This window comes from Photobacterium kishitanii, from assembly GCF_000613045.3.
Lineage (GTDB): Bacteria > Pseudomonadota > Gammaproteobacteria > Enterobacterales > Vibrionaceae > Photobacterium > Photobacterium kishitanii.
The window spans coordinates 1,478,877-1,501,608 of the sequence record NZ_LN794353.1; the positions used below are offsets into that span (position 1 = coordinate 1,478,877).

Annotated in this window: 22 protein-coding genes and 1 pseudogene; 9 read left to right on the forward strand and 14 right to left on the reverse strand. The window is 37.0% G+C overall.

The window, feature by feature from the left end; translation table 11 throughout:
- Window positions 1-40: 40 nt before the first annotated feature.
- Together PPBDW_RS21595 and PPBDW_RS21600 are read right to left on the reverse strand one after the other, a co-directional pair.
- Window positions 41-382 carry a hypothetical protein gene (locus tag PPBDW_RS21595; protein WP_036792429.1) on the reverse strand — a complete coding sequence of 114 codons (342 nt, stop codon included), beginning with the start codon at window positions 380-382 and terminating at the stop codon, window positions 41-43.
- A gap of 431 nt (window positions 383-813) precedes the next feature.
- The gene (locus tag PPBDW_RS21600) at window positions 814-1,959 is read right to left on the reverse strand and encodes a M14 family metallopeptidase (protein WP_036792424.1); all 1,146 of its coding nucleotides are present in this window, start codon (window positions 1,957-1,959) and stop codon (window positions 814-816) included.
- Between the two features lie 394 nt (window positions 1,960-2,353).
- Here PPBDW_RS21600 and PPBDW_RS21605 point away from each other — a divergent pair, with 394 nt between their 5' ends.
- The gene (locus PPBDW_RS21605; RefSeq protein ID WP_036792422.1) at window positions 2,354-3,400 is read left to right on the forward strand and encodes an FUSC family protein; all 1,047 of its coding nucleotides are present in this window, start codon (window positions 2,354-2,356) and stop codon (window positions 3,398-3,400) included.
- Window positions 3,401-3,403: 3 nt separating this feature from the next.
- On the opposite strand, the gene PPBDW_RS21610 is transcribed toward PPBDW_RS21605, so the two are convergent.
- Both PPBDW_RS21610 and PPBDW_RS21615 read right to left on the reverse strand, forming a co-directional pair.
- Window positions 3,404-3,739 (reverse strand): c-type cytochrome, encoded by a 336-nt coding sequence (locus PPBDW_RS21610; RefSeq protein WP_107174045.1) that lies wholly within the window; start codon window positions 3,737-3,739, stop codon window positions 3,404-3,406.
- A 144-nt stretch (window positions 3,740-3,883) separates the two neighbouring features.
- Window positions 3,884-4,855 carry a DNA ligase gene (locus PPBDW_RS21615; protein WP_230850450.1) on the reverse strand — a complete coding sequence of 324 codons (972 nt, stop codon included), beginning with the start codon at window positions 4,853-4,855 and terminating at the stop codon, window positions 3,884-3,886.
- Window positions 4,856-5,141: 286 nt separating this feature from the next.
- On the opposite strand from PPBDW_RS21615, the gene PPBDW_RS21620 reads away from it, so the two are divergent.
- A complete protein-coding gene (locus PPBDW_RS21620; RefSeq protein WP_036792994.1) occupies window positions 5,142-6,200 on the forward strand; it encodes a PTS sugar transporter subunit IIC in 1,059 nt (352 codons plus the stop codon).
- A gap of 19 nt (window positions 6,201-6,219) precedes the next feature.
- Here PPBDW_RS21620 and PPBDW_RS21625 read toward each other — a convergent pair whose 3' ends face one another.
- Window positions 6,220-6,726: a hypothetical protein gene (locus tag PPBDW_RS21625; protein WP_036792419.1), complete on the reverse strand. Its 507-nt coding sequence runs from the start codon at window positions 6,724-6,726 to the stop codon at window positions 6,220-6,222.
- A 289-nt stretch (window positions 6,727-7,015) separates the two neighbouring features.
- On the opposite strand from PPBDW_RS21625, the gene PPBDW_RS21630 reads away from it, so the two are divergent.
- Entirely contained in the window at window positions 7,016-7,714 is a 699-nt protein-coding gene (locus PPBDW_RS21630; protein ID WP_036792417.1) for a hypothetical protein, read from the forward strand.
- Window positions 7,715-7,794: 80 nt separating this feature from the next.
- Here PPBDW_RS21630 and PPBDW_RS21635 read toward each other — a convergent pair whose 3' ends face one another.
- Window positions 7,795-9,246: an FAD-dependent oxidoreductase gene (locus PPBDW_RS21635; RefSeq protein WP_235604169.1), complete on the reverse strand. Its 1,452-nt coding sequence runs from the start codon at window positions 9,244-9,246 to the stop codon at window positions 7,795-7,797.
- A gap of 582 nt (window positions 9,247-9,828) precedes the next feature.
- Between PPBDW_RS21635 and PPBDW_RS21640 the strand changes: the two genes are divergently transcribed.
- The 4 genes from PPBDW_RS21640 (at window position 9,829) to PPBDW_RS21655 (ending at window position 12,904) form a co-directional block, all read left to right on the forward strand.
- Window positions 9,829-10,857, forward strand: coding sequence for an OmpA family protein (locus tag PPBDW_RS21640; RefSeq protein WP_036792413.1), 1,029 nt, complete (start codon window positions 9,829-9,831; stop codon window positions 10,855-10,857).
- A gap of 206 nt (window positions 10,858-11,063) precedes the next feature.
- Window positions 11,064-11,492: a hotdog fold thioesterase gene (locus tag PPBDW_RS21645; RefSeq protein WP_036792411.1), complete on the forward strand. Its 429-nt coding sequence runs from the start codon at window positions 11,064-11,066 to the stop codon at window positions 11,490-11,492.
- Window positions 11,493-11,497: 5 nt separating this feature from the next.
- Entirely contained in the window at window positions 11,498-11,734 is a 237-nt protein-coding gene (locus tag PPBDW_RS21650; RefSeq protein WP_036792410.1) for a DUF3389 domain-containing protein, read from the forward strand.
- A 171-nt stretch (window positions 11,735-11,905) separates the two neighbouring features.
- A complete protein-coding gene (locus tag PPBDW_RS21655; RefSeq protein ID WP_036792409.1) occupies window positions 11,906-12,904 on the forward strand; it encodes an outer membrane beta-barrel protein in 999 nt (332 codons plus the stop codon).
- Between the two features lie 129 nt (window positions 12,905-13,033).
- Here PPBDW_RS21655 and rodA read toward each other — a convergent pair whose 3' ends face one another.
- Entirely contained in the window at window positions 13,034-14,125 is a 1,092-nt protein-coding gene (gene rodA / locus PPBDW_RS21660) for a rod shape-determining protein RodA (protein WP_036792407.1), read from the reverse strand.
- Between the two features lie 256 nt (window positions 14,126-14,381).
- Here rodA and PPBDW_RS21665 point away from each other — a divergent pair, with 256 nt between their 5' ends.
- Complete coding sequence (locus PPBDW_RS21665) at window positions 14,382-15,287, forward strand: ROK family protein (RefSeq protein WP_036792404.1); 906 nt, start codon at window positions 14,382-14,384, stop codon at window positions 15,285-15,287.
- 116 nt (window positions 15,288-15,403) lie between these two features.
- Here PPBDW_RS21665 and PPBDW_RS21670 read toward each other — a convergent pair whose 3' ends face one another.
- The 4 genes and pseudogenes from PPBDW_RS21670 to PPBDW_RS21685 all read right to left on the reverse strand — a co-directional run bounded on the left by PPBDW_RS21670 (window position 15,404) and on the right by PPBDW_RS21685 (window position 19,795).
- A complete protein-coding gene (locus PPBDW_RS21670; protein WP_237043496.1) occupies window positions 15,404-16,564 on the reverse strand; it encodes an MFS transporter in 1,161 nt (386 codons plus the stop codon).
- Between the two features lie 553 nt (window positions 16,565-17,117).
- Window positions 17,118-18,074, reverse strand: coding sequence for a ribosome biogenesis GTPase YlqF (ylqF, locus tag PPBDW_RS21675; protein WP_036792397.1), 957 nt, complete (start codon window positions 18,072-18,074; stop codon window positions 17,118-17,120).
- A 399-nt stretch (window positions 18,075-18,473) separates the two neighbouring features.
- Window positions 18,474-18,851: pseudogene (locus PPBDW_RS22840) on the reverse strand (macro domain-containing protein).
- The gene (locus PPBDW_RS21685; RefSeq protein ID WP_036792394.1) at window positions 18,848-19,795 is read right to left on the reverse strand and encodes a hypothetical protein; all 948 of its coding nucleotides are present in this window, start codon (window positions 19,793-19,795) and stop codon (window positions 18,848-18,850) included. The pseudogene PPBDW_RS22840 and the gene PPBDW_RS21685 overlap by 4 nt, the downstream one beginning before the upstream one ends.
- A 463-nt stretch (window positions 19,796-20,258) precedes the next feature.
- Here PPBDW_RS21685 and PPBDW_RS21690 point away from each other — a divergent pair, with 463 nt between their 5' ends.
- Window positions 20,259-20,924, forward strand: coding sequence for an inovirus Gp2 family protein (locus PPBDW_RS21690; RefSeq protein ID WP_036792391.1), 666 nt, complete (start codon window positions 20,259-20,261; stop codon window positions 20,922-20,924).
- Window positions 20,925-21,033: 109 nt separating this feature from the next.
- Here the strand turns inward: PPBDW_RS21690 and PPBDW_RS21695 are convergent, their stop codons facing one another.
- The 3 genes from PPBDW_RS21695 to PPBDW_RS21705 all read right to left on the reverse strand — a co-directional run bounded on the left by PPBDW_RS21695 (window position 21,034) and on the right by PPBDW_RS21705 (window position 22,717).
- Window positions 21,034-21,243, reverse strand: a complete 210-nt coding sequence (locus tag PPBDW_RS21695) for a hypothetical protein (RefSeq protein ID WP_036792388.1) — start codon at window positions 21,241-21,243, stop codon at window positions 21,034-21,036.
- A gap of 154 nt (window positions 21,244-21,397) precedes the next feature.
- Window positions 21,398-22,153, reverse strand: a complete 756-nt coding sequence (locus PPBDW_RS21700; protein WP_036792385.1) for a WYL domain-containing protein — start codon at window positions 22,151-22,153, stop codon at window positions 21,398-21,400.
- A gap of 114 nt (window positions 22,154-22,267) precedes the next feature.
- Window positions 22,268-22,717: a DUF2787 domain-containing protein gene (locus PPBDW_RS21705; RefSeq protein WP_036792382.1), complete on the reverse strand. Its 450-nt coding sequence runs from the start codon at window positions 22,715-22,717 to the stop codon at window positions 22,268-22,270.
- Between the last annotated feature and the right edge of the window lie 15 nt (window positions 22,718-22,732).

The following is a 22,732-nucleotide window of genomic DNA, read 5'->3' on the forward strand; positions in this document are numbered from 1 at the left end:
TCTATTGGTAGGTTTCGTATTGACGGTGTGGTGTGGTTATCTATTTGATTTTTTTATGATCTTTTAATGATTTTTTAACAGCGAAAGGCAAGTGGTTAAATTGCTTGCCAACCCAGCTCGATACTACTGTACGCTTATCTTTGTTGTGTCCGTCTTGGAATTCTGGCGTTACTGTTAATAGCGCTTTTTTGAGTTTATTTTCAACCTTATCTGATCCACTTTCTGTTTTAGGTGTTTTTATAGAAAATGTACTCATCAGCAGTGAGAATATTAACGCCTGCCATATCCAGTCATTATTATCGAACGAAGAAATAAAAAAACCATAGCTTAAAAATATTATAGAGAATATTTTTATGAATTTAATAGAATTATCCTTTTTCATTTTAGCTCTATCTTTATTCAGTAGTTAATGAAGATGTTCTACTCTTTTTAGTTAAATAGAAAAGAGATAACAGTCAAACTTAGCGTTAGGCGAGACTAGGTACGCGTTAATAAGTTTGATGTTAAATCACCGCCTATTGTGACGATTTTTGTATCTGCGCAGTAGCTGAGTTAATTGGCTACTTCTAAATACTGCTGCTATCCATATCTCTTTAGTAGAGTTTGAACTCTAATTCATTTCTGTCCATAAATGTGTTAGCGATTAATTGAGGTTAAAATTACCTGTCGCCACTGTGTCGCCACTTGCTAGTTTTTACACTAAAAAAGGCTTAAGTTACTCATTTAAGGATTTTGTGTTTTTATTCATTATTTTGAATAAAAACGGCCACCTAATTAGGTGGCCGCTGGCTTGGTGCTTATAGAGAATCGGTATTAACGAAGATCATCAGCAACAGCAAGCACTGCTGCTAGCGTGTCGTGACCAAAGCCAATACTGCGCTCTGGAGACCAGCCGTATAGGCTATCTGGTTGATTATTATGATCTTTAAATGGCATTTCAACAGTGTAAGACAAGCAGTTAAATTGCTCGCCCACCCAGTTTGATGCCACTGTTAGGTTCGCTTCGCCTGGTTTATCTTTGCCGTAGCCGTGTTCGTCTTGGAATTCTGGCGTTACTGTTAATAGCGCTTGTTTGAATTTATTTTCAAGATTTTCAAGGCGCGCATCGTATGATGGAATGCCTTCAGAACCAGCAACGAAGTTAAATGGAATTGCTTCATCACCATGAATATCAAGGAACATATCCACGCCTGTTGCTATCATCTTTTCACGGACGTAGAAAACTTCAGGGCTTTTTTCTAGTGATGGTGTTTGCCATTCGCGGTTAAGGTTAACGCCAATCGCATTTAAACGTAGATGACCACGTGCGCTACCATCTGGGTTCATGTTAGGTACAACATAGAATACAGCTTTGTTTAGTAAGGCACGACCAACGGTATCAGTTTCATCTAATAGGCGTTGAACGAGACCTTCAACAAACCATTCTGCCATTGTTTCACCTGGGTGCTGACGTGCAATAACCCAGATTTTTTTCTTCGCTGTTTCTTCACTATCTGCTGCGTGCTCATCACCAATAACCAATAGGCTGACATCACGGTTATCAAGTGTATGGCCGAGTGTTTCTAGGCGACAGTTATAGTGACTTTGCGCTAGGTGCAATAGATCTTGATGACGATCGTAGCTGTACGGTGCAAAGTAAGCGAAGTACATTGATTCATTTTCAGGAATAACCGTAAACGTTAATGTGTCACCATCAAATTCTGAAGGGATACGGAACCACTCTTCACGATCATAAGAGGCAACAACATCATAACCGTTCCAACCTTCAGGGTAGGCTGAGTTAGCAAGATCTAACAACTTAATAGTATGAGGCTGCTGTGCTTCTGATTCTAAACGGAAGTGAAACCATTGATGTAGTTCAGATTGGTTATCGTTAGGAATACTTAGCTGAATGTCGTCTTTATGATCTGCTTTAACAACATTGATGCTACCGCTTTCAAAGTTACTGAAAATTTTCATGGTGTTTACTCGTTATCATTATAAGTATTGAATTAGGCTATCACAAACCACAGCAATCGATAATGATTTTTGTTCATCAAAATAAGGTTCCATTGTTTAGCTGAGTGATAAATCATCAATGGTGCTGTTTAGAAGCATCAACCGTATAAAATAGTGATTATTGGCGTCGATAGGGTGCCGTTGTTGGAATCTAATAATACAGCTATGTATAAAATGCATATTTTTTATTAAAACATCAATTAAAGTACATTAATGTGATTGAGTCAGCTTTTTGAGTGATAATTTATGCAGTGATAGTGGTGGTGATATGCTTTATGTGGCTGGTTATCTTGAAAGTGGTGTGTTATTTGTATCAGCTTACCCATAGTGATTATTTTTGTGGTTACAACACTGAATGAAAACCTTACACCAACAGATTATTAAGTACATGCGTTTGTTTCATGTGCTACGTATTATTATCGCCTGCATTATAGCTTTTTCTGTCGATATTATTTTTAAGCTTCCTTATGGCACTTGGGCCCCTATTACTATTATTGTGGTGATGTCAGCTAAGTATTCAGGTGAAGTGTCAGATAAAGCCAGTCAACGAATACTCGGTACTACAGTCGGGGCAATTTTAGGACTGTCGCTGTATTTTTTCCCTATCGATAATGTTTATTGGCATTATGGGTTACTGATTGTGATGCTAAGTGTGTCGCTTTACTTTACGTTAGGTAAATACTCATACAGTGCAATTTTAACCTCAGTGACTTTGGTCTTAGTGGCTGGTAGCGGCCCTGGCGATTTACATATTGCATTATGGCGTACAACCAATGTGTTATGGGGTGGGTTAGTGGCGATTATTGCGAGCCAATATTTATTTCCAGCTAAAGCGACCGATCATTTTAAATTCGCTTGTGGTGATTTCTTACGCCTATTTCATCAGTACTATTCGGAACATAATGCGTTAGTCAATAGTGATGATGCCTATCGTGAGATCCAGCTCTCTCAATTACGTCAAACATTAAATAAGATCACAGCGCTAGAATCGAGTATTGGTCATGAGTCGCCTGAAATGAAACTGCCTGTAAAGAAAGCGATCGCGTGTCAGGTAAGAATGTTTAATTTACTCGAAAATATTATTCAGACTCAGTGGCGTCATCAATACAGTAAAGAAAAAGTGCAGGAAATAAGGGCATTATCACAGGCGAAAGAACAATTATCACTAATGTGTGGATTATTAGGGGAAGATTTATTATCAACTCAAAAGCCATTAATGGTGCTTAATAAAAAGCAGCTTGATATTTTAGCGTTATATCCGAAGTTAGCGTCAAGTGTTGATAGCCGGACTGATATCAGTTACTACGGTTATTTGTGGCTTAATCGAGAATTGGCACGTCAGGTTGCCGAGCTTTCTGAGTGGTTGTGCCAATTTGAAACGATTAAAAACGAAGTGCTATAACAGCTATTTCATTTCAGAATAATAGGCAGCAATATCGGCAATATCTTGTGAAGTAAGGTTCTGCAATTGTCCTTTCATCATGGTTGCCATTGGGCCAATACGCATATCATTAGTATAAGCGAGCATTGAATCATAAAGGTATTTCTGCTGTTGACCAGCAAGATTAGGGTAACTTGCTTGTGATGCTATGCCGTTACTACCATGACAAAAACGGCAACTTGGGGTTTTGAGTTCTCCTTTGCTTGCGTCACCTTTAGGCATGGCGTAAGCATTGCTGCTAACGCTAATGATGAGCACTGCGGCTGTTGAGAGTGTCCGGAAAATGTTAAATATATGCATTATGAATAAGCCATTAATTTATATGATTATAAGAAAGTTATAATAAAAATATACTATAGTTAATCAATGACTTGATATTTATTTGCTTCTAAATAGTGTAACAATAAATGTCGTAGATAATTACATTTTAGTGATGTTGTCTAGTTAACTATCTGGGTTGTTACGAATTCGAATGAAGCGAGCAAAACGGGGGATGCCATTGTTGGTATAACCGTTATGACGATATTGAATCGTTGAACCAATAGCTGGTGGCGATTGCCGCTGTTGATCATTAAAGCCTGAGCCAATTTTAAAGGTATTATTAGTCGCTGTTTTAACCCAGATCGCTCCCATCATACCTTGGTATTTTCCATTTCCTTCCTCATAGCCAATAATAATAGCTTCAGCATCTTGATGGTTTTTTAGTTTTAATAAGTGTGCTGTTCGACCAGAAGTGTAATTATTTGATTTATGATGCAGCATTAATCCTTCACCATCATGACTGCTAACAATATCTAACCACTGTACTAATATAGCCAGATTATCGAGAGATTTATGTTCAATCCACTGCAAATGAGTAAGTGGTCGATTATTGCTATCTCGCTGTTGTTTAATTAGTGCTTTTAATTGACTGTAGCGTTTACTGAATGGGGCACTATTATGTGGAAGATCAAACACCATATAATTCACCTGTTTCCATGCCTCATTGTTCGGCTCTGTATCAAGAACAATACGGGTTAATGCTTGAAATTTACCACGTTCAATCCAAAGTTCGCCGTCCAGTGGTGTTGAAGGAAAATTAGCATAAAACCATCTTGGGGCATGAATAATATTGCCTGTTTTTGTGAGAAGTTGCTGACCATTCCAATAAGCACGAATACCGTCGAGTTTTTCGCTAACTAAATAATCATCGAGAGTAAAATTTTCGTGGATTTGATGGTCATTACTATAATGAGCTGCATTTAACTGTTCATTGGGTAAACTTTTAGCCAGCATTAATGGTGGTTGAGCTGCAACAATAGGAAAACTAAGCGAGAGACTAATTAATGCTGCAATAGGTGTTAATCGCTTGCCACTAGGTTGAAAGATATGCGTATCATTATCTGGTGAAAAAGGCTGAAATGGTAATAGTGGCATGATATCGCTCCTTAATGAACATAGAGCCATAACAGTAAATAAATGGCTTAAATGGGTATATTACTACGTCGTCTTTTTAGTTGTGTTTGTGCTGATGTTAGAGTTACGTAATGTGAATCAGGTTACAGTTACATTATTTATGTGTTGAGAGTGCTATATAGGAATTAAGTATGTTGAGTATCAATATAGTCAAAATGATAAAAAAAGGTTATTTATCGACTGTATTTATGGGCGAGCTCGGGTAAAATTCTGCCATAATTGATCTCTATCTGTGGTATTGGCTGTAATGCAATCTTCTTCGTCGCGTTTTTTTACTCGTGTTAATCAATTTTTAGTCTCAAAGAATATCAATATTTCTTTTCATTGTTATTTTATTCATGCCATGAGTTTTATGGCGCTGGGGTTGTTTTCATCGCTGTTAATTGGATCAATTCTGAATACGATAGGTATTAAATTTTCAATACCTTTGCTGAGTGACGTATTGTGGCCGATAGCGAAACAAATGACAGGGCCAGCAATTGGTGTTGCTATTGCTTATGCGCTAAAAGCGCCACCATTAGTATTATTCTCTTCAACTATTGCTGGTGCTGCGGGGGCTGCAATGGGGGGACCTGTTGGTGCATACGTTGCCAGCGTTTGTGCGGCAGAATGCGGTAAACTTGTTGCTGGCGAAACGAAAGTTGATATTTTAGTGACTCCTGCGGTAACAGTATTAGTTGGTGTATTAATTGGTAGTTGGATCGGACCATTGGTTGGGGCTGTGATGACTCAATTTGGTCAATTAATTATGTCGACTACGCAATTACAGCCATTATTAATGGGGGCGCTAATTGCGGTATTAATGGGAATGGCATTAACCTTACCGATCAGTAGTGCAGCTATCGCAATTATGTTGAGTCTCAATGGATTGGCGGCAGGTGCTGCAACTGTCGGTTGTGCTGCACAAATGGTTGGTTTCGCTGTTATGAGTTACCGAGTTAATGGCTGGGCCGGCATATTCGCGCAAGGGTTAGGTACATCGATGTTACAACTACCTAATATTGTTAAGAATTATAAAATTTGGATTCCACCGATTATCGCCTCTGCAGTTCTAGGGCCAATAGCAACTGTTGTCTTTCATATGGAAAATACGCCGCTTGGTGCTGGTATGGGAACATCTGGATTTGTAGGACAGATTCAGACGTTGATTGCGATGGAACAACCTGGTGTCAGTAGTGGTTATATTTATGGGTTAATCGTTTTAATGCATTTTATTTTACCAGCAGCGATCACACTTATTGTTGCCTATATTATGCGTCGCCAAGGTTGGATTAAAGACAGTGATTTAGTCTTGAAATTAAGTTAATGCCGATAGTTAGTGATTATTAACGCTTAGCTAGGGTTGCTATTTGTTGTTGTTCCGCACAGCGAAAAAAAGCATCCGCTTGGCGTTGGCTGGCAATAAAAGCAAAGGGAGCCAGTCCTTCAATATGTAATTTAGTGCGATAACTGTGGGCTTTAAATGCTTTGGTAAATAGCTGTGGACTGAGATTATCGTTGGCAATGGTTGCTGTATAAATAGCGGTTTTATCATCGATACGCTTAAACAAATTATGGTCGACGGCGTAGCTGATTTCTTGATGTTGATCGACATTATCTATCGAATATTGGGTTAATTGTCCTCGAGATGGCGCTTGGAGATCGCTAAGATGGTAGATTTTAACGTCATAGTTATTTTTTCTGTCTGTCGACATAGTTAGGACGGTATTATCGAGTAAGCGTTCTTCTTTTACTGTGAGTGTACATTTAGTTTCTGTTTGACTATAGGTTGAGTTTTCTAGTAAAGGTATTGAAAATGCTGAAACAGTTAACACAATAAGTGGTGTGATCATAAATGTACCATAAAGTTATATAGTGTATTGAAATCCGTTAAATTAATCCTAGTTTGGCTAGAGTACATTTATCGGTTAATCTTAAAATATATTAGGATTGAAACAAATTATTAAAATTGAGAATCAAGGATGGACTTCCTCGAATTTACTAATAAGTAAGGTTTTTTTTAAAGATAGAATATTATTTGATGTGAAATTAACAATTCATCATCGGTTAAATGTTAATTTCATTAGCAGTTAAATATATTAGTTATTCTTAATCCAAAAAAATAAAATGGAGAAAGTGATTATGTCTACTAAGGCGACGAGTAAAACCCCTTTGTTATTATCTCTTTTAGCACTAATTGTTGGTGGTGCAATTGGTTATGGTGTAGGCGTAAAAGTAGAACAGAATAGTAGTGCACCGAATCTTCAAGCTTGTCAGCAACATATTAAGGCTCAAACAGATCAACTAGAGCATAGTGCTGAACAATATCAAGCACTAGTGGCTGATAGTGAAGAGCAAAGCAAGCAGTTAGAGCAAGCTACTACAGAGTTAACTGCGATGACGAAGTTAGTTGAGAAGCAAAAAGCCGATTTTGCACAACAATTAGCGTCTTTGGCGCAAAAGAAACAACAGTTATCAGTAAGTCAAAAAAAATTAGAAGTGACTAAAAAGAAATTAGATACTGAAGTTGTAAAATTAAAAACAACCACGAATAAGCAGCAAGTTGTTATTGATAAATCGCAACAGTACTTTGAACGTCAAGCAGAGATGCAGGCGAATGTGAAATCAACGCAGGCAAAGATTGTAGAATTACAACAGGCGGCGAAAGGTTTCAAAAAAGCCTGTGATGAGTTTAAATCTGGCAATAGTTGGAACTGGGTATCACAAAAAGATTGCGATAATTATGATCAGCAATTGGGATTATTGAAAAACAAACAAGCTATTTTAGCGACTCAGCAACAAGCTTTAGCGGTTATTAATGATGAAATTGGTAAGAAATAAAGGCTATTTACGGGCTCTATATTAAATAAAAAATAGCTGCAATTGCAGCTATTTTTATATCTGTAAGATTGTCATTGTGTTTAGTGCCCAATCGGACGTGCTAGTGAGATCGGAAAACCGCGCTCTTCAGCTATCTTCTCAGCATAACTAACGATATCGTGTTGGCTTAATTGATGAGCCACTGGAAACTCGTTTTCACGGGTTTGTGGTACTGGTGTTGGAATTAAATCTAATGTAGCAAGTTGTTCAATAATGGCATCAGCTACGGATAATGCAGATGAAGCTTTAACAATCTCAGATCGTGCATAGCGTTGATGAGAATAAGACACATCAGCTGCACGTAAGGTTGGATCATTTCCTGGAATTTGTTGAGCACCAAATAAGGGTTTTCCACCGACAGTCGCTTGATCAAACTTATTAACAAATTGCGCCATGTGGTTAATAGCCCGTTGCGTCCGTTGATCAATCTCTTGTTGTGACCAATGCTGTTGTAATTTTGCTTTAAAGGAAGAATCTAACTGTGGTTGAGCACTGTTTGCATTTGATGCAACTAAGCCATTCTTAAATAAAGTAATATCTTGTGTCATACCATGGAGTTGGAAGAAACCATCAGGATAAGGTGTTAACTGTGCCATACCGTTCGGTGTGCCACGTTCTCCATGAAAAATGACTTCAGGCCACTGTGCATCACATTGTGACCAATGGGTGACATAAGCTGCTTTAAATTCGACCATTCGTTGACGAGGAATATGTGCAAAGTCATCAATAGTCCCCGTTCTATAACCGCCGGCATTGACCAGATAGTCAACATGGATCTGATGTTGCTGGTTAGTCGCGTCTTGATAGCTAACTTGCCAGCCTGTGCTTTTTTCAGCTAATGATGTCACTTTAGTGCTGGTATGAACATGGCACGATGTCAGCTTTTCTAATGCTAGTGTCAATGTTGCTGCAATTCTAAATACACTTAAGCCATATTCTTGCACCATGACTAACGGGTATTTGAATTGATCTAAATTGATAGATTTAGCTACTGGGATCATCCACTGATCTGGCGTTAGCGGTTGGGATGGATTGTCTTGTAATGCTAGACGCTCCAAATCGCTACGTTGATATAGTTTAAAGTAATCCTTTGGTTCTCCCAGCACTTTATTTTTAAGATCGTGTTCTACCAGTGCTTGGTAAGTACGTTGTAATAACTCAAGTCGAGGTAATAAATCATTAGGATTACCAGCATCATTGCAAGGTATAGCAATAACGGTTGGCCTAATATTCGAAGTATGTTGGTAGACACGTAGTGTATCAATCGATTGTGTGAGCAGTGTCAGACATTGTTGATCTGATATTTCACGATAAAGATTTCCACCTGCGTGTAAGTGACAAATAGGGGGACCATTAACTAAACTTTTTCCTTCTTCAAACAACTGAACATTTATACCTTGCTCTGCTAATCGAAGTGCAATAGTTGATCCAGCTATACCGCCACCAATAATACCAACAGTGATAGGTGAATCAGAGAGGGGAAGCGATGTCATTTTACTTTCAATTAAATTCATAATGCTTGAACACGTAAATCAGCTAAAAGCAACAAAAGGATTTATTTAATAAAGGTATATGTAATAAATCCCTTGAATGCATGAATGAAACCATTTTACGTTGTAATAACATAAAGAGAAATAGTAGTGAATTAAAATCCTATTAAAAGCACATCAGTGGTATTTGTTTTGTGTATGTCATTGCAAGTATACATATCAAATTCCTTGTTGGAATTGGTTGCGATTTTGAGTGTATTGTTATGCTTGAGTTATTATAAATTGATATATTTACTTCATTTTATAGTGATAAAGGTAATGAATTAAATACTTTTTAAAAATAAATATAATACCTTTTTGAATAAAATTAGCAAAATCGTTTTTTATTTATACCTTTATTATCAATGTGTTGTGTTTTTTGTTTGGTGTTAATATTTATTTATTCTGGATTTTTATTTTTTCTTTTGTTAACTTTAATTATGTTTTTTTGAACTTAAATATAAAAATATGGTCGCGGATTATATTTCTATGTTGAGATATAGAGAAAACAGTAGTAGTGGTAATAAGTATAATAAAGGATAAATAATGTCTAAAATGAATTTGGTAGTTTTACCTCTTGCACTTCTTGTTTCTGGTGCCGTAAATGCAGCAACTGTAAACCCATATTATGTGGGTGCACGTGCTGGTGGTGTTCATTATGCTGATTTCGATGCTAAAACAGGCAATGATCATTGGAACCCAAGTCAAGTAACTTCAATCGACAAAGATGATTTTGCGGGTGGTGTTTTCATGGGTTACAATGTAACACCATGGTTTGCTGTTGAGACGGGTTATACTTGGCTAGGCGAAGTAAAGCTTAAAGAAGCTAACGCTAAAGTTAAGCAGCAAGCAATTGACTTAGTGGGTAAATTTACTTACCAAGCAACTGATGCATTAGACTTATATACTAAAGTTGGTGGTGCATGGCAGTTCTCTCATATTAAAGCTGAAGGTTTATCTGATCGTGATGATAGCTTGATCGCTACTGCTGGTCTTGGTGCTGAATATCACTTCACAAATAACCTTTCTGCACGTGCTGAATATCAGTACTACCACGATATGGTAGTGAAACCTGCAGAGACTAAAATTAACTGGGATGCACATTACTACGGTGTGAGCCTTGTTTACGGTTGGGGTGCTCCAGCAGCCGTTGCTCCTGTTGTAACTGAAGTTGTTGAAGCTACAACTATTCAATTAGAGCCTATTTCTGCGGCAATGCCATTCGCATTTGATAGCGATAAACTATCTGCAGAAGATAAGCAACGTCTAGATCCAATCGCACAACGTCTTGTGAACTTCCCTGAAGCACAACTTGTTGTTATTGGTCATACAGATAGCACTGGTGCAGAAGCATACAACCAGAATTTGTCTGAGCAACGTGCACTTACAGTTGCAACATACTTAACTAAGCACTTCAACATTGATCCTAGCCGTGTATCTGCGGAAGGTCGTGGTGAACTAGACCCAGCAGCATCGAATGATACTACTGAAGGTCGTGCTCAAAACCGTCGTGCTGATGTAACAACTCCTGGTTTTGAAATTGAACAAGCGGCTGCAGCTGCTGTTGTTCAATAAGTATTATTAAATAGTATTTTAAAAAAGCGCCAGATTGGCGCTTTTTTTATGCCTAAAAACCATGATAAGTGGAGTATCAATATCTTATTGTAGTTATTCAATTTTATAACGGGAGTATTATTTTTTCTGCCGTATCGAGAGAGTGTTATCATGTCAGATTCATGAATTTGGTAGATGTTAGACATAATAAATAAGCGGAGAATATTATGGCGATTTGGCAGCGACCGTTTACGTTAGCACTTTTTAATCAGACCTCTAAAAATACATTAGTCGAACATTTAGGCATTGAATACGTTGCTGTCGATGATTCATCGCTATCAGCCACTATGCCTGTCGATTCTCGTACGCATCAACCGCTAGGGATGTTACATGGCGGGGCTTCTGTCGTATTAGCTGAAACATTAGGTTCATTGGCTGCGAATTTTGCCGTAACCAGTGATTATTATTGTGTTGGCTTAGATATTAATGCTAACCATATTCGCGCCGTTCGTAGTGGTTTTGTTACGGGGAAGGCGACACCATTACATCTTGGTGCGACAACACAAGTATGGCAAATTGAAATTCGAGATGAACGTCAGCGTTTAGTGTGTACTAGCCGTTTGACGATGGCCGTTTTAAAACATAAAAAGCAGTAAATATAATGATCATTACTTTTTCTCAAGGCAAAATTATTGCGACTCAGCATGAGGTTGTTATTCGTATTGATGGCTGTTGTCGAATAATGATGCAGGCACAAGTAGACGAATTAACATTAATCGGTGGTGCTAATGTGATCACCGCTGTTGGTAGCGGTTTAAATTGGTCAGTTAAGTTAGATACAGATGAACAACTTCAGCAATTAGCCGCTGAAATAGGGATTGCAATCACACATTATTAACTGTCTAGATTTTTAGTTATATTTTATGAGCGAATGGTGACACGCATCGTGTTGATGTGATTTTATTTTTATTTACCTATGACAAAGAAATACTATTTTGGCATTATTGGTGAATCTGCATATAATTGCATCCAGAACTTATCTAATATTAATCACTATAAAGTAAATAGTATGTCTAATAAATATTTTGCGCTTTTACCGCTCGCTGTTCTTATTTCTAGTGTTGCCCAAGCAGCACCAGCTAATCCTTACTATGTTGGTGTTCGTTTAGGCGATGCTAACTATTCTCATTTTGAACAGAATGGCCATACCTCTAACCTTGGTTTGAAACAAAACGACCTTGGGGCGGGTATTTTTGCTGGTTATAATATTACGCCATGGTTTGCAGTTGAGACTGGTTACACTTGGTTGGGTGATGCACAGTTTAATCATCAAAATATTAAACAACACGCTTTTGATTTAACGGGTAAGGCAACATGGCATCTTAATGATAGCTGGGGTCTCTTTGCTAAAGCTGGCGGTAGTTATATGCTAACGGCCTATCATGGTAATGGCATTAGTGATACTGATGATCATCTTGTGGGTACCGTTGGTGCTGGTGTTGAATATCAATTAACCGATCATTTATCAACACGTCTTGAATACCAGTTCTATCATGATTTATCTTCGAAACCACGTGGCACTGATTTAAGCTATAAATTTGATACTAATTTCTACGGCTTAAGCTTGGTTTATAACTGGGGAGCAAAGCCAGTCGTGGTTGATACTATTGCGCCGGCAATGGCACAAACAGTGACGATTGAGCCTTCAACATTATCATTAGGTTATGGTATTAATCAGTATAAATTAACTGCAGCTAATGAAAGAGCATTACAGCCAATGATGAAGCGTCTAACTCGTTACCCAAGCGCTAAAGTTGTGGTGACTGGTTATACTTCAAATACAGGTACTGTGGCTTATAACCAAACATTATCGGAGAAACGTGCTCATGCTGTAGCTTCAGAGTTAGCAAAATATGTGGCTGATCCAGCCCAAGTAACAGCGCAAGGTATGGGTGAGCAACATCCGATCGCTAGCAATGATACGACAGAAGGCCGTACGCAAAACCGTCGTGTTGAAATTACCTCTCCTGCTTTAAAAATTGCGACAGAAGCTGCTTCTGAGCGTTAAGTTTTAGTTTTCTTATTACACGGTTATTGAATTCAAACCAGAGTAATAAAAGAAGCAATAAAAAAGCCAGCCTATGTTGATAATAATCATAGCTGGCTTTTTTTATATGATCATCATAAGGAACGATGACTATTTTTCTGGTGTATAAACCGCTTTCTTCCTAAGACATAATGACATGATCATGCCAAATATTGCCCCTTGAGTAATAATCGCTGAACCACCATAACTAAAGAAAGGTAATGGACTTCCCATGACGGGTAATACCCCGCTTACCATGCCTATGTTAATGAAACTATATAGGAAGAAACTTAACGCGAAAGAGGCACTGACTAAGCGTGCAAACGGCGATTCTGATTGATTTGCTAGCCAAATAACACGAAATGTCATGAAGGCATAAATCCCTAATAAAAAGACGCTGCCCCAATAGCCCCATTCTTCAGCAAAGGTTGAAAAAATAAAATCAGTATGGCTTTCTGGTATAAAGCCTAAATTGCCTTGGGTTGCATCGGTCCAACCTTTACCGCGTATTCCTCCAGAACCAATCGCAATTTTTGATTGAATGATTTGGTAACCAGAACCGAGCGGATCGGACTCTGGATCAAGAAACTGTAGTACACGTTTTTTCTGGTAGGTTTCCATTACGAAATACCAAGCCAACGGTATTGTTACTCCAATGATGCCTAAAACAGTCGAAATTAACTTCCAACTCATACCGGCATAATAGAGTACAAACAGCGCGTATAGAATGGTAAAAATAGCGCCATCTAGATCGGGCTGAATAAAAATAAGTCCAGCTGGAATCGCGGTGATGAATAGGCAAATAAGTACTTTTTTAATCGTCGGACGCCCAGCTTCAGCAATGAGTACCCACGCCATCATTAATGGTACTGCGACTTTAACAAGTTCTGAAGGCTGGAAACGTATTGGTCCCAGTGCTAACCAACGTCGTGAACCATTAGTACTGTCGCCACTAACAAAAACGCCCAGTAGCAGAATAACGGTTACAATAAATAAATAAGGTGTATAGCGTTGGTAAGTTGCTGGAGATATGGCTGACATGAAAACTAATGCGCCAATTGCAAGCATGCCACGTATTAGGTGACGCTCAATAATAGGTACACTAAAGCTACTAGCGCTCCATACGGTTAATGAACTAAATGTGATCAAAAGGAGAATTGATATACAAAGTGGTATATCAAGATAAGGACGGTATTTATTCATTAAGTACTACTGCAAACCACGCGTAATTGCGCACCGATGATAAGGTAGTGCTACTTTAAAATATTATTGCTTCACTACAAGATATATTTTGCAACAGAATGTATTTCTGTTGCAGTGGCCTAATAAATGCACAAAAGTTGTACTTAAATAGCCTTAACAAGAAATATTATCGATTGAATTTTCGGCAATGTCGCAGTCTTTAATATTATGTCTCAAGTATAATAACTGAAAATAATAAAATAACAGTGGAGTTGCAATGGATCGTTATTACTGGGGTGTTGATTTAGGTGGTACTAAAATTGAATGTGCAGTCATTGAGCGTAATAGTGACATTTGTGTCGTTCGAGAGCGAATCGCAACGGAAAGCGATCAAGGTTATAGCCATATTTTAAATCAAATTAAATTGTTGATTGATCGTTGTGTAGAACAATTAGGTCAGCGACCTCAAGCGATTGGATTTGGCACTCCCGGTACCTTAGATCCTCATTATGGCGTCATGAAAAATTGTAATTCCACCGCACTTAATGGCAAACCACTTGATAAAGATCTTATGTCATTATTAGGTGTAAAAGTTGTCTTAGCCAATGATGCTAATTGTTTCGCTCTAGCTGAAGCGCATTTTGGTGCCGCTAAGCGAGTAAAACCCGATGCTGAAGTCGTATTTGGCATCATTATGGGGACAGGTGTTGGTTCTGGAGTGGTTGTTAACGGTAAAGGCCTATATGGTCGCCATGGTATTGCCGGTGAGTGGGGGCATAATGTTATTGAGCCTAATGGTGCCGCCTGTTATTGCGGTCAATCAGGATGCTTAGAGACAGTGATCTCAGGCAAAGGACTAGAACGATTTTATACTGAGCAATCAGGACGTGTGTTGCCGTTGCCAGAAATAGTTGCACTAGCGGCCAATAACGATCTTCATGCGCAAGCAACGATGGCAAGAATGTCGCATTACTTTGGTATTGCTATTGCGCAGATCATCAATGTCCTTGATCCCGATGTTATTGTGATTGGTGGTGGAGTGGGAAATATCGATGCTTTATATCAACAAGCAGAACAAGCGATTATACCGCATTTATTTAATGGTGAGTTAAACACCCTGATTGTTAAGCCAGACTTAGGCGATAGTGCGGGTGTGTTTGGTGCTGCTGCTTTAGTTAAGTAAGTCGTGGTTAACTGATTGTCATTGTGTATTGAAAGATAATAAAAAGGCGTGATAATTATTTGTTACTATGAGTAACCAATAATTATCACGCCTTTTTTAAACAGCTTTTGTTGTACTTAGCTTGCCAAAATCTGAGGCTTACGCTGTAAGCTAGCAAACAGCATATAAATAGCTGTAGCTAATAGAACAATGAAGAAGAAGTCCATCAATCCATCTTTTTGTGCCATAAAGCTATTTGCGCCAATAGGGCCTAGTGCAGAGCCAATACTGTAACTAAATAGCATTACTTGGGTTGCAGCAACAATATAAGATGAATCCAAGTTATCACAGGCTAACGTAATCGCAATTGGGTATAACGCAAATGCTGACATACCAAGTAGTGCTAATGCAGTTATTAATACTGCGTAATTTGGTGATAAGTAAGTTAAACCCATCGCAAATACACCTAATAATGACATCAATGCTAACAGCAGTGTTTTGCTCATGCGAGTTGATAGCTTACTAATAATAGGCTGAATAACCATACCACCTAAAATAATGGCAGCCATCAACACCCCAATTTGGTTGGTTGTTAGCTCACTTTTTTTAAGAGCCAGTGGCATCAGACCGTAAATACTGCCCATTACAACACCAGAAGTAATACAACCGATAATAGCTGGCTTGCTTAAGCGTGAAATTTGCTTAAGAGACAATATTTGATGACCGCTGCTATCAGGTTGACCTTGCTTGATCAGTAGAGGCGGTAAAATAGCAATTAACAATAATGCCATAATAACGACAAAAGGAATAAATCCTTTAACGCCAAAATAACCTACTGCAAGCTGACCAATTGTCGTACCGCCATATAATGACGTCATGTAAAAGCCAAGACGTTTAGCGCGCTCTTTTGCGTTATCGCCAATCAATAACCATGATTCAACAACCACGAAAATACCAGCAACAGCCATACCTGCGATTAAACGCGCAAATAGCCATAGCTCTTTATATGGAAACAAAGGTAGCACAGCAACCGTTGACGCTAATAATGCAAGAAAGCTAATAAAGGCAACACGGTGACCTATTTTAGCAATAATAGGTTCAATCATTAATGATCCTATTAATAAGCCAATATAATAGATACTCGCTAACCAACTGGCATAACTACTATCGATGTTAAAATTTGCTAATGATAGTGGCACCAAGCTCATTAAGTAGCCTGAAGCAATTGCAAATACAGTTAGTCCTGCAACAGGCACAAGCATGCCGTTGCTTTTGTGACAAGTAGTGGTTTGTTGCACTACCGTACTCTCCACATAAATTCGGTTTAGATTATCTGTCTCTTTATATAAAAGGAATAACCCTGAAAGAGTAGTCAAACCCATCAACCAGAAAGGCTGAAAGGATGAAGAGACAGTGCTGTTTAAGTTAACTTTCGACTGAAAGCCGAGCGATTATTCACGCAACGGTAGCATGAGTAAAATGAGAAAAACTAATCCGAAACTGTGTTTTTATTTATAATATTATTGCTATAAAAAAAATGATTAGAGTTATGTTTAATCGAATGGATTCAATAGAGTAGCTACAATACAAAAACGCTGTTTATTTAATGGGTTATATTTATTACGTGGCTGAATAAATCAATTAGTAATCATAAAATCATTAGTGTTGTAATTGAGTTTAATAGCGATATCTTCCATATTTAGTACGAAAAAAATTAATGATGACCAATAAAAATTTTTCTTAGGAGGTTCATTTGTCAGGGGAATAAAAAAAGCCACTTCATCTAATATAAATTAATAAAAAGATAAAAGTGACTATTAATATTTATGAAAAAAAATATCGTTTTATTATTTAGCGTTTGTTTTTAAGATAACGCTTACGACGCTCTTCTTTCTTTTTGATCTTTTCTTCTGTTTTACGCTCTGATGCAATCGCAACATTAATCAATTCTTCAGTGATCATGTCAGGATGTTCAAGGGTAATGTTACCCAACGTGCCATTACGTAGTTCATTAATCAAAATAACTGAAGTTTTGTGTAAATCGACACGACCGCCACCTTTTAAGCAACCACGCTTGCGCCCGATCTCTTCTATTAATTCAATTTCAGATTCAGGAAGGTCATCATCAAGGTTATAACGTGATTTGATTAAATCAGGGTAAGCTTTAATAAGGTATTCGATAGTAAAGAAGCCAACATCGATGTAATCCATGGCAGTATCTTTAATCGCACCTGTTGCAGCTAAGCGAAAACCACTGTGCGGGTTTTCTACTTTTGGCCACAAAATTCCTGGAGTATCAGACAGTAAAATACCATTATCTAAATTAATGCGTTGTTGCTGACGAGTAACCGCAGGTTGGTTACCAGTAATTGCAACGGTACGACCCGCAAGCGCATTAATAATGGTAGATTTACCTACGTTTGGAATACCCATGATCATGGTACGGATCTTTTTGCCTGCTTCTTCACGCTGTGGCGCAAGTTTACGGCATAGATCCATGATCTGGTTTACTTCGTTTAAGTTCTCAGTAGTAATTGCAATTGCTTTTACACCTTGCTCTTTTTCAAGGTGATTAATCCAAAGTTGCGTCATTTCAGGATCAGCTAAGTCACGCTTGTTAAGTACTTTAACAACCGGTTTGCCATCATTTGTTTCACGGAATGACTTGATCAGCGGGTTTTCACTACTAAAAGGAATACGGGCATCTAATACTTCGATGATCACATCGACTTTAGGCATTGCCTCTTCTATTTCTTTACGGGCTTTGTGCATATGGCCCGGGAACCACTGGATACTCTGACTACTCATTTGATTTATATACTCTTTATTTTTGCTAGTAGCCCCATGGGGTACATCAGGGGGTACTAAAAACTTTTGTAAAAGATAGCAGTGGACATCATTTTCTATCCACACTGGTAATGCTGCTATCGCTTACATACAAATACTTATCACTGAGTTTACCATAACTGTTAGAGGATGCTTGCCCGTTAATGTATTTAGACGTTACAGCGCGGTAAGCATGGTTAGTTATTGTTCGGTAGCTATTACCCTGTAGTTATTGTTCAGGCGCTATTACTCAGTTGCAGCTAAAGCTTGTTGCCAAATACTAACCAAGCTTTGATCAAATAAGTAAAAGCTAATATCGAGTTGTTTAAATGCAGCCTCATTACAGACGTTAATTGCAATGGTAGCTGCTTGTGCTGGTGGCTAACGATAAATACCACACGAGATAGCAGGGAAGGCAATAGACTGGTACTGATGGCTAATAGCCAGTTGCAGTGAATGTCGATAAGCATTTTCTAATGCGAGTGCTGGATTTTTATGACCCTAATACATTTGTCCAACAGTATGAATAATATATTTAGCATTCAGTTCTCCCGCTTCAGTAATACGTGCTTCGCCAACAGGACAACGAATGCCATTTATTTCAGGAACTTCATAACACGCTTTTAATAAAGCAGGCCCAGCGGCACGATGTATTGCACCATCAACGCCTCCACTACCTAACATACGAGAATTAGCTGCATTAACAATAGCATCTGATATAGCGGTAGTTATATCACCTGCAATAATATTGATTGTCATTGTTTTACTCCTAGCTCAAGTATTTTATTGTTGATAAGTGATTCTAGAATATGATTTTTAGGTACACCTTGAAGCTCTGATAATAGAGCTAATTGGTTAATGCTTTTTTGTGAAAGATTAAATGAGCATTGCTTCTTTCCTACTTGTTTATCTCTGAATTTTTTCTGAGAATAGGCTTTTTTAATTGATTGGATAAAAAGTTTTTTAGTGTCTACATGAGCATCCCAACTATCAATGAGTAAGACTAGTTTATCAAAATCATTTTCAAAGCTGATATTTTTTATATCTGTTATATAGTTTGAGTTTTTAACATTATATTCGATGAAATAATTAATAGCCCACTCATAGATATTATCATCATTTGAAATTATCCATTTGAAATCATCGATTGTAATTATTTCATTCCATATGTCTCTTAATTTATTTATAAGAGATATTTTATCATTTCTATTCATTGATGATAGTTCAAAGAATTGTAGGATTAAATCATCTTTTTCTTTTGTTGAATAAGCTTTTTTATTAAAAGAGAAATAATCAAAAAAATCTAAACCTACAGAATTAGCATCATATTCATACTTTGATGTGTTAATGTATTTATAAAATAAAGTTAGAGGATTTTTATTTTGTGTTATTAAAAACCAAAGCCAGTTCGTTAATCTGCTATTGTTCTGTTTTATCCATATTAATTCATTCTCATTTAATAATGACTGATTATACAGTGCTTCTATTTCATTCAATATTTCATTTGCTTGTTCTTCATTTACTTTTTCTTCATCTGTTTTAGTTTTATTTTTAATTAATACAACTGTTTTAGCTTTAATTAGAGCGGTTGATATATGGGGGTTAGTATATTGTGGTATTACATCTATTGAACTATTTGTCATAGGATGAATATAGTACCAATAAAAACTATACTTTCTTTTATTATTTATTATTAATCTCATCTTCTTAACCTATAATCTACTATGTAGTATTGATGGTGATTTTACAGTGTATTTAAAGATGGTTTTGTGATGGTTTTGGCATAAATTTAATGGCGATTTATAGTAATCGTATGAGGCAGGTTCTTTATGGATATTGGGGGTTGCGGTAGGTGCGAAGTCGAGATATCTCCAGAGTAGCACAGTTATGGCATGACCGTCACTAAGGTCGACATTGTTCTCGGTAGCTTCGATGTTTTTAATGAGCTTATTTGTCTGTATGTTAATACTAGTATATTTAATAGTAAGAAATATATCAGTGAACGAATAACGCTAATACTTAAAGCATTATCAATAATTAGATTTATATTTACTGCGATATGAATAGAGAGGTTACTAATACCTGTAATGTAAGTGATAGTGATATTGGTTAAATAATAAATTACGCATGTTGTCTCTCTTATGTAATTACTAACGGAGATAAAACATGAATAATCACTTACAACAATTAAACCAAAATACAAACCCTACATATATGGGACTTGCTATCATTCCTGATTATACGATGATAGATGACTACTTAGCCAAAATTAAACTAGTGTTAGATAAAGCGATTACAGAACACCCTAGAACCTTTGTGGTTCGATTTGATTTACATTTACCAATACAACCTAATTGTGTTGATATGCCAAATGTATATGACTCTACCGTTATATCGAGATTTATTGATTCATTTAAAGCTCATGTTAAATACGATCTTATTGCCAAGAAAAGAGAAGGGAAAAGAGTACATGACTGTACAATCAGATATATATGGACGAAAGAAAAAAATGAATCTCAGCAAGCTCACTATCATGTTGCATTATTATTAAACCATGATACCTATTTTACACTAGGTAATTATGATGGTAGTGGTAATAACCTAGCATCGAGGGTTTATTCAGCCTGGGCGAGTGCATTAGGGATTGAATATTTTTCAATTAGTCGTTATGTTCATTTTCCGCAAGATACACCTACCTATTGTGTGAACATTAATAGTTCAACCTATATTAGCGATTATAATCGAGTGTTCTATCGCTTAAGTTATTTTTCTAAATTAGAAACGAAGGTGTTCGGTACTAAAGAAAAGAACTTTGGCTATAGCTTAAAGTAGTAAATAGTGTTTTTTTTATAGGTAATATGTGTTTAAAAAAATATTGATTAGGAGGGGGTAACCCCTCCTTTAATTATTATGTTTTATCTGTTTTGGATATTTTATTACTTTATTTTGTAGTGTGTTTTTTATTAGCTTGAGCTCTAGCGATATCACAGTATAAGGCTGGTAGGCGTTTAATTTCTCCGTTTGCTAGTACACAGTCAATTTCAGGGCCTATTGCACTACTGTTACCATTAGCGCCATTAGATCCTTGTGAGGCAAATGCAATTGAAGGTAAGTTAAGCACGATCATTATTGCAACAAATTTAAGTTTCATTTTATTTCCTATAAATTAATTGATATTGAATAATTACGTTTATTAATTTAAATACGAGGTATTTTATTTACGTGTTTCTCGCTTAGATTTTGTTTTACTTATCGTATTCAGTCTTGCGGCATTAAGTGCCTTATGGTGAGTTGCACTATTATTTTCATATTGTAAGTTGTGATGAGTATGGCAAATTCTCATTATTCTCATCTTTTAAAAACAGTAATTTGTAATCCACTAAATTAAAGTTAGAGGGATAATCAAATGTAAATGTTGATACTTCTATAGCGTAAATATGGTTTACAGCTATGTGTTTTTCTCCTTGTTGTTGATAGATTAAATACAGTTCAGCATCAGCAAGAACTAAACCCAAAGGTTGTATGTTGGACTGTTTTGTAAAGTATTTATCTTCAATCGTAATTACTCGTTGATAAGCAAGTGCTAAGCAGATCCTTTCAAAGACAGAATTAAATTGAGGACATTGCATTTGTGTATGAAGATCAATGCCAACATGTACTTTTGAGCTGATGTGAAAGGGAATAAAGGTTGAGAGCGTTAGTGTTTGTATTTGGATAAATGTTGAATCAATAACAGCTGATAGTGCTTGTGGTAAGACAGAGCGAAGATAGGATTCCGCTAATCCTAAAATGATATGTTCTCTTGGCCCTAAAACGAACTTTGATTGTAGATGCCTGCTATATCCGTAAGGTTTATCTCTGGTATCTTTATCGACATTAAAATAGGTTACGATAAGATCAAGATTACGTTGTATTGTTCTGATATCACGCTCGATACCTGATTGCCCTAATTCCTCCTGTAGCATTTGTGCCGTTACTTTTCGGCCTTGTGGAATTCGATTATAGAGTTCTAATGCGAGTGAGATATGCTCGCGAGTGGTTGGTTTAACTTTTTTTGCCATCTTGTAGACTCAAGCTAGCTGATTAAAAGCTGTATCGTAGGTGGGTATAGGGCATTAGATGCCTTATCAAGCTAGCAACCAGTAATAAACATATTACTGGTTGCCATACGATGATTAACAGCTGGCTTTTATTTGGTCGTAAGCGTCCATATCAACATAAGCTAAGAAGTTACCTTCCCACAGTTGATATAACTCTTTTGCATCTTGCTGGTGGGTTTTAAGCGATAACCAGCCACTATAAGAAGTAAACCAACAATTATTACTAATATCGAAATCCATGCTTTTTTCTAACTCAGGGTAATAACTGCCGAAGTATGCAAACTCAGTAATATATTCAATATTCCATTCTCCTGATGGTTGTTGGCTAATGGCAATTTCAACCGGACGGAACCCGCCATTTTTAGCATCATAGCTAGTATCTGTAAAATTGAATGTATAACAATCTGCTGATTGTTGATTGAGTTGTGTTGCCTGAGTGAGATAGTTGCATAGCGCTTGATTCAGTAGCGATTTAAGCTTATTTGAAACAGGTAATAGTGTTGGTGTGAATGAAATTACAGACATAATGAAGCCTCCTGT